Source organism: Haemophilus sp. SZY H36, assembly GCF_018829625.1.
Lineage (GTDB): Bacteria > Pseudomonadota > Gammaproteobacteria > Enterobacterales > Pasteurellaceae > Haemophilus > Haemophilus haemolyticus_K.
On record NZ_JAHKKA010000001.1, the window covers coordinates 86,261 to 100,807 of the forward strand.

Genomic DNA, 14,547 nt, shown 5'->3' on the forward strand with positions numbered 1-14,547 from the left:
ATTATTCCACGATGCTTCCTTTCAACCACTTTCTCACCCAAGCTCGGTTAGCTGAAAGATTATGTAATATGGCTTCGCTTATTGGTAATGGCTCGCCATAAATGATTGAGGCTAAGGTTTCACCTAAGAGTGGAGCGGAGGTGAGACCTCGAGAACCTAAGGCGGCTGTTAAGAAAAGATTCTGAAAATTGGCCGCACTTTGAATAGGTTGTTTACGGCGGCGGAGGTTGAATAAATTGTAATAATCCGCTTGTTGCTGTTTAAAATGAGGCACGTTTCCCACTATTGGGGCAAGATCTCTTACGGAGCAGCGGATGCCTACACGAGCGAGATTGCCTGATGTATCCACATCTTGAGTCCAAGCTTGAGCGATATTTTGTTGGAGTTTTTGTTGATTTTCTTGTTGTTCTTGTTCGCTAAAATGGCAATCAACATTATCACGAACATGGCTTGCGCCGATGCAATGTGAGGTTTTTAATTGATCGGCTGGGGTGAGATAACCATCATAACAAAGTACAGATTTTAGTTTGAGTAAGTTTTCCGATGTTGGGATTTGGCTGACTTGCCCGCGGATAGGGTAGAGCGGTAGCTTTTCTGTTTGAACAAAATCAGTAATTTTATATCCGTTCGCAAGAATCACGACTTCATGGTAGTATGTTTGGCCTTGCGTATTTTTTAGTTCCCAACCTTTTTGTTGTTGAGAAAGTGCGGTAATTTTTTGTGAGGTTTTAATGACGACACCCTGTTTTTCAAGAAATGAAAAGGCATTTTGAACAAATTGTCTTGGTGCAAGCCAAGCCCCTTGTTCAATCCAACCGCCTTCGCAATTAAGCGGTAATCCTACTTTTTCACTGAGTTGTTCAGCATTCAGCATTTGGAAGATTTCGTTCGGCAAACCAAGCTGAGAAATCTTTGTTAATTTGACCGCACTTTTTTCGTTGTAAGCACATAGTGCCACGCCACAAAATTCGTGTTCAAACGCTATGTTTTGTGAGATTGCCCAATCAAGTAATTGGCGACCGTAACTGAAAGCGTGCAGGTAAAAATCAACGGTGAGCCCATTATCATCGCTAAGTTGAGGATAAAATGCGCCTTGTTTATTGCCTGAGGCATTGAGTGCTAGCGCTTCATCCTCACAATAAATGGTGACTTTTGCCCCACGTTTTACTAAGGAAATGGCAGCACAAAGAGAAGCAATACCACCGCCGATAATAGCGACATCTTGTTTTTCCATTTTCGCAGGCTGAGCGAGATACCAAGGTGTCGAAAGTGCGGTCGATTTTGATTCTATTTTTAGCCCACTTAAGCATTCTCGTTTCTTGCCGAAGCCTTTACGTTTTGTCACATTAAAGCCAGCGGATTCAAGTCCTTTTCTGACCGCACTTGCTGCGGTGAAGGTGGCAAAAGAACCATTGGGTTTCGTGAAACGAAACATCAGATTATAGAGATCATCATTCCACATTTCGGGATTTTTGCTTGGCGCAAAGCCATCTAAAAACCACGCATCAATACGTTCATTCATATAATCGCCAAGTTGTGGCAAGTTTTCTGATACATCACCAAACCATAAATCTAACGTTGTCTCTCCAAAATGAATACGATGGCAACCTAGAATCAATGAAGGCCAATAACGTTGCAAATGAGCGCTTAAATCTTCAAACTGTGGATAGGCAAGGTGCGCTTGCGAAAGTGCGGTTATTTTTAGCGGATATTTTTCAAAGGAAATAAAATTAAGGCGTTTTAAAGGATGATTCTCGTGTTGCTGGCGAAATTCACGGAATAATTGGGTTACCGCAAAGAAATTTAATCCTGTACCAAATCCCGTTTCAGCGATGACAAAATTAGCTTCTTTGTGTGTTATCCAACGTTCCCAAAGTTGATTACCTTGTAGAAAAACATAATCTGTTTCTGCTAATCCATTTTCGTTAGAAAAATAGACATCATCGAATTGATCAGAGATGGGAATATGGTTTTGATTGAAGTGAATCTCAGCATGTTGGACGCTAAAAGTCATTTTTTATTCCTTCCTTGCCTAATGAAATTTGCATATAATAACGCGATTTTCTGAACTGGTCGAACAAATGAATTATTGCTTGAAATATTTTTATTTCGTAGTAATTTTGAGCCGTTATTTTTATATATAAAACAATAAGGAAGAAGCAATGAGAAGAGCTGTAATTACAGGCTTTGGGATTATTTCAAGTATCGGTAACAACAAAGAAGAAGTATTGGCTTCATTAAAAGCAGGGAAATCAGGTATTGAAGTTGTGCCTGAGTTTGTGGAAATGAATATGCGTAGCCATGTTGCCGGAACAATCAAATTAAACCCAAGCGAGCACATTGATCGTAAAGTGTTCCGTTTTATGGGTGATGCAGCAGCTTATGCTTATCTTTCTATGCGTGAAGCGATTGAAGATTCTGGCTTAACAGAAGATCAAGTTTCTAATGATCGTACAGGTTTAGTGATTGGTGCGGGTACGGGTTCTGCACATAATCAGTTAGTGGCTTGTGATGCGGTACGTGGCCCTCGCGGTGTAAAAGCGATTGGTCCTTATGCGGTAACGAAAACAATGGCATCAAGTGTTTCAGCTTGTTTAGCAACACCTTATAAAATCCGTGGTGTGAACTATTCAATCAGTTCTGCTTGTGCAACCTCTGCACATTGTATTGGTCATGCGGTTGAGTTAATTCAATTAGGCAAACAAGATGTAGTTTTTGCGGGTGGTGCAGAAGAGTTATCTTGGGAATGTGCTACTGAGTTTGATGCAATGGGTGCAGTTTCAACTAAATACAATGAAACGCCAGAAAAAGCATCTCGTGCTTATGACGCAAACCGTGATGGTTTCGTAATTGCTGGTGGTGGTGCAGTTGTAGTTGTGGAAGAATTAGAGCACGCACTTGCTCGTGGTGCAAAAATCTACGCTGAAATTGTAGGTTATGGCGCAACTTCTGATGGTTACGATATGGTGGCACCAAGCGGTGAAGGTGCAGAGCGTTGTATGAAACAGGCAATGGCAACTGTCGATACCCCAATTGATTACATCAACGTACACGGTACATCTACACCAGTAGGGGATGTGAAAGAATTAGGTGCAATTAAAAATGTATTTGGTGATAAAATCCCAGCGATTTCTTCAACCAAATCAATGACCGGTCACTCTTTAGGTGCGGCGGGTGCACACGAAGCAATTTACACGTTATTAATGTTGGATAATGATTTTATTGCGCCAAGTATTAATATCGAAACCTTAGATGAAGCCGCAGAAGGTTGCAATATCGTTACTGAGACGAAAGAAAATGCAGGATTACAAACGGTAATGTCAAATAGCTTTGGTTTTGGTGGTACAAATGCGACATTAATTTTTAAACGTTATAACGGTTAAACGATTCTATGAAAAAAGCCACTTTCAATCGAAAGTGGCTTTTTTGTATAAATTAAAAAGAAAAATTAAGCAACAATACCAAATTGTTCTTTCATTAATGCTTCAAAATCAGTGCAACCGCCGATTGGTTTTTCATCAATAAAGATTTGAGGTACGGTTTCTACTGGTTTACCAACAGATTTTGATAAATCTTCTTTAGTAATGCCTTCTGCGTGAATATCCACATAACGATAGTCAAAATCAGCAACTTCGCCTTTTAATTTTTCGGCAAGGTTTTTTGCACGCACACAGTAAGGGCAGCCCGGACGACCAAAAATAACAACGAACATAAGATTTCCTTTTTTGAGTTAAAATTCTAGGCAATTCTACCTGATTTTTATCGTCTACATAAAGTGTTTTTATTCGTGTAATATACGGAACATCGTAGACAATGAGTTAAATATTATGAAATTACTAATGCTTTGCCGCGAACCTCGTCTTTATAGTTGCCAACGCTTAAAAGAAGCTGCGAAATACCAAGGGCATGAGATGGATATTTTAGATCCGAATCGATGTCTCTTAAAACTCTCACAAAATCCACCGCACTTCCAGATTTTTTATCAAGAAAATTCCGAGTCGAAACCTTATTTATTGCCTGATTATGATGCTGTTTTGCCTCGATTTGGTACAACGAGTACGCAAATGGGATGTTCAGTCTTACAGCATTTTGAAGGCAAAGAGACTTTTTGTTTAAATTCATCTCAGGCATTTTTAAATGCTCGTGATAAATGGAAAAGTTTGCAACTTTTGCTGAATACAGGTGTTCCAGTTCCCAATTCACTTTTAAGTGGCGGTGAAGTGCAAGCTCAGGCGACAGTACCTTATATCAGTTCGCCGACAATTTTAAAAACGCTAAATGGTTCACAAGGAATTGGGGTTATTTTAGCTGAAAAGCCACAAAGTGCGGTGAGCATTATGGAAGCTTTTAAGCAAACCAATATATCTATGTTGCAGCAAGATTTTATCGAAGAAGCGGGCAACGCGGATATTCGTTGTTTTGTGATTGGTGATCAAGTTGTGGCAACAATGCAGAGAATTGGACAAGATGGTGAGTTTCGAGCGAATTGCCATCGTGGCGGAAAAACCGAAAAAATTACCCTAAGCGATGACGAGAAACAGATAGCCATTCGAGCTACAAAAGCTATTGGTTTAGATATAGCTGGTGTGGATTTAATTCGTTCAAAAAATGGATTATTGGTTTTAGAAGTAAATGCAAGCCCAGGCTTAGAAATGATTGAAAAAACAAGCGGGGTTGATATTGCCACTCAGATAATTACTTATGTCGAAACCGCTATAAGCTGTCATGTGAAATAGTATTACTGGTATATTTGATAATAAAAGCGCGTGTTTAGTATTCCACGCGTTTTTTATTAGTCAGATAAATTTGCGGCTATCATTGCTTGCCCTAAACTCAACCCGCCATCGCCCATAGGGTATTGATGGGCACTTAACACATTAAATTCTGCCAAATTTTCTTTTAATAGTTTGCGTAAAAGTTGATTATGCATCACGCCACCAGAAAGTACGATAGTTTTACAATGATGATATAGTGCTTGTTTCCGTGCTAATTCTGAGAATCCTTGTGCTAAGGCATAATGGAAAGCAAAGGCTTTATTAGCTTTAGACGTGTCGTATGCAAGCCAGCTTTGCCAGAAAGTTGATAAATCTAATTGATTATCTTTAATTGCCATTTTTACGGGAATATTCATCGTGCTTTTGTTTTCTTTAATAAAATCAGATTGTGTAGCAAGCGCTTCTAAATGGCAAGCCGCCTCTCCTTCCCAAGAGAGTTTAGTCTCTGTAATCCCTAAACCATAGGCGACTGCATCAAATAATCTTCCTGCTGATGAGATGAGTGGTGAGTTAAGTTTTCGTTGAATGGCATTGGTGAGGGGCTCCCAAGGTAAATAAGAGCAAGTTTTTGTTGCAAATGTTTGCCAATGAGGAACATTTTGTTGTAAATGGGCGATCCAATTACGCCAAGGTTGAGTTGCTGCAAGATCACCGCCAGGTAACGCCACGGCAGGTAATCCACCAAGATGTTGGCAAGTTTCGCCCTCTACAAGCAAACATTCTCCGCCCCAAAGTTGTCCATTCGCACCCATACCAATACCGTCTAATGCGATGCCAATAGCTTTTTCCTTGCAATGATGTTCCGCTAATACGGCTGTAATATGTGCATGATGATGTAAGACGGTGACATAAGGAATAGAAAATTTTTTTGCCAGATTTTTTCCTACTTTTGATGAAAAGTAGCCAGTATGAGCATCAATCGCAATTAAATCTGGTTTAAATTGATAAATTTGACAAAATAAATCAATGTTATTTTCTAATTGTTGTTGTATCAGTTCATTCGCTGTGTCACCAATATGTTGGCTGACAATGGCTTTATTTTGTTTGAGTAGGCAAAAGGTATTTTTAAGATCGGAACCCAATGCCAAAATATTTTTTTCAGTTTGGGTATTTAGGACAATTTCATCGGGTACATATCCTCTTGCTCTACGTAAGCTTTCCACACCGTCAAAGGCTACACGAACTAAACTATCATCTGCGCGTTGCAAAATATCACGATTATGGCAAAGATAGAAATCAGCCAAATGACTTAATTTTTTTACCGCACTTTGGTTATCTAGTACGGGCGGTTCTCCACTCGGATTGGCAGATGTCATCACAAGTGGTTGATTTATCTCTCGTAAAAGTAAATGCTGTAATGGATTACTTGGTAACATAATGCCGATTTCATTTAGATTAGGGGCAATATTTTCTGCTAAATTCGGCACTTTATATTTATTTAATAAGACTATTGGTGCAGCTGTGCTAGTGAGTAATTTAATTTCAGCTGGCGTTAGGTTTTGTAGAAAATCTAAACTAGGCACCATTACGGCAAGTGGCTTGCTAGGTCGATGTTTACGTTCACGTAATAATTGAACGGTATGAAAAGCTTGTGCATCACAGGCTAAATGGAAACCACCAATGCCTTTTATCGCAATAATTTTACCTTTTTTGAGTAAATCAGAAGTTTGTTTTAGCGCATTTTCATGTATTGAAAGTTGTTGATATTGATCTTGTAACCAAATGTGTGGCCCACAAACGTTACAAGCGTTAGGTTGGGCATGAAAACGACGATCTGCGGGATTTTTGTATTCATGTTCACAATCAGGGCAAAATGGAAAATCAGACATAGAAGTATTTTTACGATCGTAAGGGATTTTTTTTATGATCGTAAAACGTGGGCCACAGTGAGTACAATTTGTAAAAGGGTAGTGATAGCGGCGATTTTGAGTGTCAAACAAATCAGCGATACAAGCAGAACAGGTTGCCGCATCAGGTACAATTTGTGTATCCATGTCATTATTTTCACTTTCACGGATAACAAATTCTGAAAAGTGCGGTAAATCCTCCCAATATTTTTCTTGCTGTTGGATATCCGTAATTAATGCTAAAGGAGGAAGTTTTGTCTGTAAGTCCTGTAGAAACGCAGTAAGACTCTTTTCCTCTGGTTCGATAAAACGGATGAGTACGCCTTGGCCATCATTATTGACATCGCCTTTTAATCCATATTCATTGGCTATAAGCCATACAAACGGGCGAAATCCCACGCCTTGTACTTTTCCTTTTATACGTAATTCGATTCCTTTCATCATTTTTCCTGATGTGATATTGAGTGTATTTATAGTAACTTGAAATAGAAAAGTGAAATCTGATCTTTGTCAAAATTTGTTATTTTTAAATCCACCACACTGGCAATGCCACCAAATCTTCTGCAAGCCATAATTTTTGCGGATATTGATTAATAATCACGCCGTTCCCTATTTGGATTTCATCGGGCGGGAGATTATCTTTCAAAATACCAAAGGCTTTTGTCATTTTCTTGTTGGGGCTGGCGGTAGTCTTAATTTCGATGGGGTAGAGTGTGCGATTATGTTCAATCAAAAGATCGATTTCTTTTTGATTGGTATCGCGATAAAAATAAATAGGTGGCTCAATGCCGTTATTGTAGAAAGATTTAATGACTTCACTTACTACAAAAGTCTCAAAAAATTGACCGCTCTTTGCCCCTTGTTGAATAGTTTCCGGTGTCAACCATTTAGTTAACCAAGCCATTAAACCAGTATCCATCATATAAACTTTCGGTGTTTTGATTGCACGTTTTAGATGATTATTGTGATACGGCTGAAGCAGATAAATGATGCCTGATGTTTCGAGAATTGTCGTCCAGCGTTTAATGGTATCAACGGAAACACCAACTTCTTGCGCAACATTGCTGTAATTTAGTAATTCACCACTTCGTGCGGCGATAGTGATCATAAATCGCGTGAAATCAGTGATGTTGGTGATATTGGTGAGTGTGCGTACGTCTCGTTCAATATAGGTAGAAACATAGGATGCATAATAAATATCCCAGCTGGTTTCTTGTTGATATAGGCGTGGCATATAGCCTCGATGAATAATTTGCCAAATATTTTCTACAGGTTTAATAAGTCTTTCGCGCGTGTTGAGATAATCCATATTAGGCAGAAAAGGCGAATAAAACACCACTTCTTGAATTTCACGCAGAGAAAATCCTTGTAATTTTAATACTGCAATACGACCCGCTAAGGTTTCGGTAACATTTTGCATCAGTTGAAAAGCTTGTGATCCGGAGAGCAAAAAGAGCCCATTGATTTTTTGTTTATCAATGGCAAGTTTTAAACTGGAAAATAATTCAGGCGCATATTGTACTTCATCAAGGATTAATTTGCCTTGATGGTTGAGCATAAATAAGGTGGGGTCGTTACGTGCTTGAGCGAGCAAGATAGGATCATCAAAGGTAATATATTGATGTTCTTTGCTGATATGCTGTAACAACGTGGATTTTCCTACTTGGCGTGGGCCAGTAATGAGAATTGCTGGAAATTGTTTTATCAAAGTTTGCAATAAAGGTTGTATTTGACGTGAATAAAAATCTGACATGATAAAAATTAAGTTTAATTTAAGATTACATAGTAAATTAAACTAAAAAATAGATAAGAAGTAAAGATAAAATTAGTTTAATTTAAGATTGTGTCGCAAATTAAACTTAAAATTGCCGCACTTTCATATTTAAGTATCGACCTAAATGAAACATTATCAACAGCATTTTAACATTCCATTAATAATTATAACGCTAATTAATTCAATTGCTTACAATCATAACCTATGGAAATAAGAGTCAATCTCAATAATTATTTTACGCATTAAAAAATCGAAAAAATTTATGATCTCAGTCAATAAAACAATTGTTTTACTCTAGTCTGGGTAACTCCGAAGGAGTATCCTTATTTCCAGAGTGGTTATTGGACGTTTGGGTGTAATGCCCTCCACTTACTTTCTGTTTCTATCTATTATAATTTGGGGGAAAATATGAACCGTTTTGTTATAGGTGATCCGAAAGATTGCATTGGATGCAATACCTGTATGGCTGCTTGCAGCGAAGTACACAAAGCTTTTGGATTACAATCCTTTCCGCGGTTACAAGTAATGCGCAACGACGATATTACTGTGCCGATCTTATGTCGTCATTGTGATGATTCACCTTGTGCTACAGTATGTCCTGTGCACGCGATAAAGCATGATAATGACACCATTCAACTCAATGAAAGTTTATGCATTGGCTGTAAACTTTGTGCTATCGCTTGTCCATTTGGGGCGATTACACAGCATGGTAGCGCACCATTAGATGCACCAAACCATTATGACAGTTTTTCTTTCACTGATGCGGTAAAACGTGATATTCGCACTGCACCGAATAATACCGATGTTCACAATATGCTTGCATGGGAACCAGGTGTAAAAGCCATTGCGGTGAAATGCGACCTTTGCTATTTCCGTGAAGAAGGTCCTGCTTGTATGCAAACTTGCCCAACAAAAACTTTATTCTTAATTAGTGATGAGAGTATCGAACAAGCAAATCGCAAAAAACGCGAAATGGCAATGATGGGTTCTCCTGTCGTGCCAAGATAAAAATTTATTGTTTGTTTACTCGTTAATCAATGGAGTGAAATTATGAGTTCTTCAATCAGTTTACTCATCACGTCCTTGTTGATTTATGTCATTGGTGCGTTTATTTCTCTCGCTGTGCGAAAAAATGAACAACTTTCAATCAATATATCCGGCGTGACCGGTGTACTTGGTGGCTTGTTAGGCATTGTTGCCTGCATTCCCGTGCTTATCAGCAACGATACGGTCGTTGATGTGTTTTCAACCCCTTTCGACTTCGCCCAATTTTCAATCCGCATTGACGGATTAGCTGCGTTTATGGTGTGTGTAATTTCTTTAATGGTTATTATCACCGCACTTTATTCCTTTTCCTATGTGAAAGAATACATTGGCAAAGGCGCTGGCACGATGGGCTTCTTTATGAATTTGTTCATCGCCTCAATGGTTGCCTTAGTCACCAGCGATAACGCTTTCTACTTTTTAGTATTCTTTGAAATGATGTCTTTGGCATCTTACTTCTTAGTACTAACCGAACAAGATGACAACGCAACCAATGCAGGTTTATTGTATTTCTTCATTGCTCACGCTGGTTCTGTGTTGATTATGATCGCTTTCTTTATTTTCTATTGCTACGCAGGTAGCTTTGAATTTGAAGACTTCCGCCACACCGAGCTTTCAATGCCTTTAGCCTTTACGGTATTTATCTTGGCATTTCTTGGTTTTGGTGCAAAAGCAGGGATGATTCCATTACATAGCTGGTTACCAAAAGCTCACCCAGCTGCCCCTTCTCATGCTTCTGCAATGATGTCTGGTGTGATGGTTAAAATCGGTATCTTTGGGATTATCAAAGTTGGTATTGATCTACTTGGCGCACACAATATGTGGTTTGGTGTGATTGTACTTGCTTTTGGCGCAGTTTCTTCTGTGCTTGGCGTACTTTATGCCTTAGCAGAACATGACATCAAAAAACTTTTGGCGTATCACACCGTAGAAAACATCGGCATTATTATGATGGGTGTAGGTGTCGGTATGATTGGTATGGCAATCCATAATCCTATACTTGCTATTGTCGGTTTACTTGGTGGTTTATATCACTTACTTAACCATGCGGTATTCAAAGGCTTATTGTTCTTGGGTGCTGGTTCTGTGATGTACCGTTTACATTCAAAAGATATGGATTTAATGGGCGGACTTGGTAAATTAATGCCATTTACTGCTTTCTGTTTCTTGATTGGTACCATGGCAATTTCTGCATTACCACCGTTTAACGGTTTTGTGAGTGAATGGTTTACTTATCAATCTTTATTCAGCCTAAGCCAACACAATGATGTGGTATTACGTATTGCTGGCCCTGTTGCAATCATTATGCTTGCCTTAACAGGTGCGCTTGCCGCACTTTGTTTCGTGAAAGTGTATGGTATTAGCTTTGGTGGTGCACCACGCAGTGAAAAAGCAGCACATGCACGCGAAGTGCCAAAACCAATGGTGATTGCAATGGCAATTTTGGCATTATTCTGTGTACTTTTGGGTGTTGGCGCATCTGTCGTAACACCAATTATTGCCAATATTGCAACCGCACTTTCTCATAATGACATGCTTAATTTAGCTGAAAATGGCGTAGTGGTAGCAAGCAATACACCGAATACGGCGCTTTCTACACCAATGGTGAGCATTATGTTGATTGCATTCTTTGTGTTGCCGTTTATGTATTACGCTTATACCAAAGGCAATCGTATGGCAGATCGTGCAAAAGGCAATCCTTGGGCTTGTGGTTATGCTTACGAAATGGATATGGCAGCCTCTGCGGGTAGTTTTACTCGTCCGCTTCGTATTATTTTCAAACCACTTTATACCTTGCGTCAAGTGCTTGATCCAGCGCCTGCTGGTGCAAAAGGTATCAATGCATTAATTTCAGGTGCGACCAAAACAGAACCATTCTGGGAAGAAAAAGTAACAATGCCGATTGCGCATTTTATCCCATGGTTAGGTCGTAAAATTCAATGGCTACAACAAGGCGATTTCCGCGTTTATTGCGTGTACTTCGTGATTGCTTTGGTTGTGTTATTACTTTCCATTGCGTTGATGTAGGAGGAAATTATGATTTCATTACCTTCAGAAATTTCCACTTCCGCTGGAATGTTCCTTTTAGCCATTGTGCAAGCGTTAATTCTTCTCGCTTTGGCACCGCTCTTTTCAGGCATTTCACGGATGATTCGGGCTCGTATTCAATCTCGTCGTGGCCCGGGCTTGTTACAAGATTATCGCGACATTGCTAAATTAATGACGCGTCAAAATATTTGGCCAGATAATGCGGGTTGGGTATCTCGTGTTATGCCTTATGTGTTAATTAGCACAGTCATGGTGGTTGCGATGAGTTTACCCATGTTTACTCATCACTCACCTTTTGGGGCAGGCAGTGATTTAATCACCGTTATTTATTTATTCGCGTTGTTCCGCTTTTTCTTCTCAATTGCGGGTTTGGATTCTAACAGTACTTTCTCAAGTTTAGGTGCAAGCCGTGAAGTGACATTAGGCGTACTTGTTGAACCAATCTTAATGTTGGCATTCATTGTGATTGCTTTAATTGCAGGTTCTACAAATTTTGCAGTAATTAGCACCGCACTTTCTAGCCAACCTTGGCAATATCCTGTTGCAACAGTGATTGCCTTAGTTGCCGCTGCTTTTGCGATCTTTATTGAAATGGGCAAAATCCCATTTGACTTGGCTGAAGCAGAACAAGAACTTCAAGAAGGCCCACTTACTGAATATTCAGGCCCTTCTTTCGCCTTATTGAAAGTCGGTTTGAGTTTAAAATCAATGGTGGTTGCCTCTATCTTTGTGAGTGTGCTTTTCCCATTCGGTGCAGCACAAGAGTTCACAGTAAGTGCGGTTATTTTAGGTATCGTTTCTTTCTTTGTGAAATTGCTCGTGGTATTTATCGCCGCATGTGTGTTTGAAAACACATTGGCACGTACCCGCTTTATGCTAACAGGACGTTTAACTGTGGTCGGTTTCGGCATTTCAGTGTTGGCGTTTGTGTTTTACTTCACAGGATTGTAAGGAGGAAATATGGAACGTTTAGCACTAATTACAATCATTTTGCCGTTTGTCGGTGCGTTTATTGTGGGGTTGAACAAACAATCTTTCCCAAAAATTGCCACAATTTTTGCCGCACTTGCTACCCTTGGCACACTTGCTGTGGCGGGGCAGTGGTATGCAAATGGCGCACAATCTGTCACCTATGATTTAGTCAAATTTGGTGATACCGCAATCTTCGGAGTGACCTTAGATGCAGTGAGTACATTAATTGCCTTTGCCGTTGTGGGTTTAGGTTTCTTAATTTGCTTATATTCTTGTGGTTATTTAACCGATAAAAACCGTGAACATCCGCATAATGGATTACCTCGTTTTTATGCTTTCTTATTGATTTTCATCGGTGCAATGGCGGGCTTGGTGTATTCATCAACTTTAGCGGGTCAGTTGCTTTTCTTTGAAATTACAGGGGGATGTTCTTGGGCATTAATCAGCTATTATCAAAGCCAAAAAGCAATGGCGGCTGCGATGAAAGCGTTGATTATCACTCACGTAGGTTCATTAGGTTTATATCTTGCTGCGGCTTATTTATTTAGCCAATCTGGCACATTCTCTATCACCGCGTTAGAACATCTTGCGCCAGAAGCGAAAACTATCGTGTTGTTTGGGGTGATGTTTGCCGCATGGGGTAAATCAGCACAACTTCCAATGCAAATTTGGTTACCAAATGCGATGGAAGCACCAACACCAGTCAGTGCATATTTGCACGCGGCATCAATGGTAAAAGTGGGCGTCTATATTTTCGCTCGTTCCGTGATGTCTGCTGGTGAAATTCCGCACATTGTGGGTGAAGTGGGAATTGTGATGGCAATGATTACATTGATTTATGGTTTCTTAATGTACTTGCCACAAGCAGATTTAAAACGCTTACTTGCGTATTCAACTATTACTCAACTTTCTTACATTTTCATCGGGCTTTCTCTTGCAGCATTAGGTTCTAAATTAGCTTTTGTTGCAGCGATTGCTTATATCTTTAACCACGCCTTTGCGAAAAGCTTATTTTTCTTGGTTGCAGGTTCATTGAGTTATGCCACTGGTACACGTTCAATGCCTCGTTTACAAGGGATTATGCGCACCATGCCTGTTGTTGGTACAGGATTTGGTATTGCCGCATTGGCTATTGCTGGTGTGCCGCCGTTTAACGGTTTCTTCAGTAAATTCCCATTATTTGCCGCAGGTTTTGACCTTGGACAAGAATATTCATGGGTAACTTGGTTAATGGTGATTGCGTTGATTGAATCTACGGCAACATTTGTTTGGTTGCTTTATAAATTTGGTCAATGCGTTATCGGTAAACCATCTGAAGATGTGCAAAATGCGCAACCATTGCCATTCTCTATGACATTTGTTTTAGTGATTTTAATGGTGATGTCTGTGTGTTCTAGCTTTATCGCTGCCTATTGGTTAGGCCTTGCGGGTTAAGGAGAGAATTATGTTAATGATCAATGTATTAGCGAGTTTGCTCATCATTACATCGCTTTGTGTCATTATGGCAAAAACCGCAAAAAAATCCGCGTTGTGCTATGGTTTACAGTCTCTTGTATTGGTGGTGTTATTCGTTTATTTGGCATTTGAAATGCAAGCTCACGAACTTTATATGTGGTCCATTAGTGCATTCATCACGAAAGTATTATTAGTGCCAGGAATTTTAATCTTTTCTTTACGAAAAATTGACGAAAGTCAAACTCCTGCAGGAATGAATGTCGCTTGGTTGATCCCGATCACATCTATCATCGTTTGCTTATGTTACTTTGTTGTCATTCCAGTGAACTTACCGTTAGTTGAACATTTAAAACCAGCGTTGTCAGTATCTCTTAGCCACTTCCTTTTAGGTTTAGTGTGTATTGTGAGTCAACGCAATATTGTGAAACAAGTTTTCGGTTATTGTTTAATGGAAAACGGTGCGCATTTAACTTTGGCTTTACTTGCCAATAATGCGCCAGAATTAGTTGAAATCGGCATTGCCACCGATGCGATTTTTGCGGTCATCATTATGGTGGTGTTGGTGAATAAAATTTACCGCACTTTCAACACTGTTGATGCTAAACAACTTATGAGTTTGAAGGGGTAACGC

General features: G+C 39.5%; 11 protein-coding genes. 7 read left to right on the top strand and 4 right to left on the bottom strand.

The window, feature by feature from the left end; all coding sequences use genetic code 11:
• Position 1: 1 nt before the first annotated feature.
• Positions 2-2,014, bottom strand: coding sequence for a bifunctional tRNA (5-methylaminomethyl-2-thiouridine)(34)-methyltransferase MnmC2/FAD-dependent 5-carboxymethylaminomethyl-2-thiouridine(34) oxidoreductase MnmC1 (gene mnmC / locus KP713_RS00325; protein ID WP_215769521.1), 2,013 nt, complete (start codon positions 2,012-2,014; stop codon positions 2-4).
• A 148-nt stretch (positions 2,015-2,162) separates the two neighbouring features.
• Between mnmC and fabB the strand changes: the two genes are divergently transcribed.
• The gene (gene fabB / locus KP713_RS00330; protein WP_005633515.1) at positions 2,163-3,383 is read left to right on the top strand and encodes a beta-ketoacyl-ACP synthase I; all 1,221 of its coding nucleotides are present in this window, start codon (positions 2,163-2,165) and stop codon (positions 3,381-3,383) included.
• A gap of 65 nt (positions 3,384-3,448) precedes the next feature.
• Here fabB and KP713_RS00335 read toward each other — a convergent pair whose 3' ends face one another.
• A complete protein-coding gene (locus KP713_RS00335) occupies positions 3,449-3,712 on the bottom strand; it encodes a GrxA family glutaredoxin (RefSeq protein ID WP_005628952.1) in 264 nt (87 codons plus the stop codon).
• 115 nt (positions 3,713-3,827) lie between these two features.
• Between KP713_RS00335 and KP713_RS00340 the strand changes: the two genes are divergently transcribed.
• Positions 3,828-4,736, top strand: coding sequence for a RimK family alpha-L-glutamate ligase (locus tag KP713_RS00340; RefSeq protein WP_140527726.1), 909 nt, complete (start codon positions 3,828-3,830; stop codon positions 4,734-4,736).
• Between the two features lie 56 nt (positions 4,737-4,792).
• Here the strand turns inward: KP713_RS00340 and hypF are convergent, their stop codons facing one another.
• Both hypF and KP713_RS00350 read right to left on the bottom strand, forming a co-directional pair.
• Complete coding sequence (gene hypF, locus KP713_RS00345) at positions 4,793-7,063, bottom strand: carbamoyltransferase HypF (RefSeq protein WP_215769522.1); 2,271 nt, start codon at positions 7,061-7,063, stop codon at positions 4,793-4,795.
• 85 nt (positions 7,064-7,148) lie between these two features.
• Positions 7,149-8,375: an ATP-binding protein gene (locus KP713_RS00350; protein ID WP_215769523.1), complete on the bottom strand. Its 1,227-nt coding sequence runs from the start codon at positions 8,373-8,375 to the stop codon at positions 7,149-7,151.
• Positions 8,376-8,804: 429 nt separating this feature from the next.
• Between KP713_RS00350 and KP713_RS00355 the strand changes: the two genes are divergently transcribed.
• From KP713_RS00355 to hyfE, 5 genes are read left to right on the top strand one after another with little or no spacing between them, the layout of a single operon-like run.
• Positions 8,805-9,404 (top strand): 4Fe-4S dicluster domain-containing protein, encoded by a 600-nt coding sequence (locus KP713_RS00355; RefSeq protein ID WP_046938549.1) that lies wholly within the window; start codon positions 8,805-8,807, stop codon positions 9,402-9,404.
• Positions 9,405-9,446: 42 nt separating this feature from the next.
• Entirely contained in the window at positions 9,447-11,468 is a 2,022-nt protein-coding gene (gene hyfB, locus KP713_RS00360) for a hydrogenase 4 subunit B (protein ID WP_215769524.1), read from the top strand.
• A 9-nt stretch (positions 11,469-11,477) separates the two neighbouring features.
• On the top strand, positions 11,478-12,440 hold the full coding sequence (locus tag KP713_RS00365) for a respiratory chain complex I subunit 1 family protein (RefSeq protein WP_005631964.1): 963 nt from the start codon (positions 11,478-11,480) through the stop codon (positions 12,438-12,440).
• Positions 12,441-12,449: 9 nt separating this feature from the next.
• Positions 12,450-13,895: a hydrogenase 4 subunit D gene (locus KP713_RS00370; protein WP_005631962.1), complete on the top strand. Its 1,446-nt coding sequence runs from the start codon at positions 12,450-12,452 to the stop codon at positions 13,893-13,895.
• 10 nt (positions 13,896-13,905) lie between these two features.
• On the top strand, positions 13,906-14,544 hold the full coding sequence (gene hyfE, locus KP713_RS00375; RefSeq protein WP_005626080.1) for a hydrogenase 4 membrane subunit: 639 nt from the start codon (positions 13,906-13,908) through the stop codon (positions 14,542-14,544).
• Positions 14,545-14,547 lie beyond the last annotated feature (3 nt).

Coding starts and splice junctions, on each gene's coding strand:
- hypF (WP_215769522.1), bottom strand. CDS start 7,063: ATGAAAGGAATCGAATTACGTATAAAAGGAAAAGTACAAGGCGTGGGA.
- fabB (WP_005633515.1), top strand. CDS start 2,163: ATGAGAAGAGCTGTAATTACAGGCTTTGGGATTATTTCAAGTATCGGT.
- KP713_RS00340 (WP_140527726.1), top strand. CDS start 3,828: ATGAAATTACTAATGCTTTGCCGCGAACCTCGTCTTTATAGTTGCCAA.
- hyfE (WP_005626080.1), top strand. CDS start 13,906: ATGTTAATGATCAATGTATTAGCGAGTTTGCTCATCATTACATCGCTT.
- KP713_RS00355 (WP_046938549.1), top strand. CDS start 8,805: ATGAACCGTTTTGTTATAGGTGATCCGAAAGATTGCATTGGATGCAAT.
- KP713_RS00335 (WP_005628952.1), bottom strand. CDS start 3,712: ATGTTCGTTGTTATTTTTGGTCGTCCGGGCTGCCCTTACTGTGTGCGT.
- KP713_RS00370 (WP_005631962.1), top strand. CDS start 12,450: ATGGAACGTTTAGCACTAATTACAATCATTTTGCCGTTTGTCGGTGCG.
- hyfB (WP_215769524.1), top strand. CDS start 9,447: ATGAGTTCTTCAATCAGTTTACTCATCACGTCCTTGTTGATTTATGTC.
- KP713_RS00365 (WP_005631964.1), top strand. CDS start 11,478: ATGATTTCATTACCTTCAGAAATTTCCACTTCCGCTGGAATGTTCCTT.
- KP713_RS00350 (WP_215769523.1), bottom strand. CDS start 8,375: ATGTCAGATTTTTATTCACGTCAAATACAACCTTTATTGCAAACTTTG.
- mnmC (WP_215769521.1), bottom strand. CDS start 2,014: ATGACTTTTAGCGTCCAACATGCTGAGATTCACTTCAATCAAAACCAT.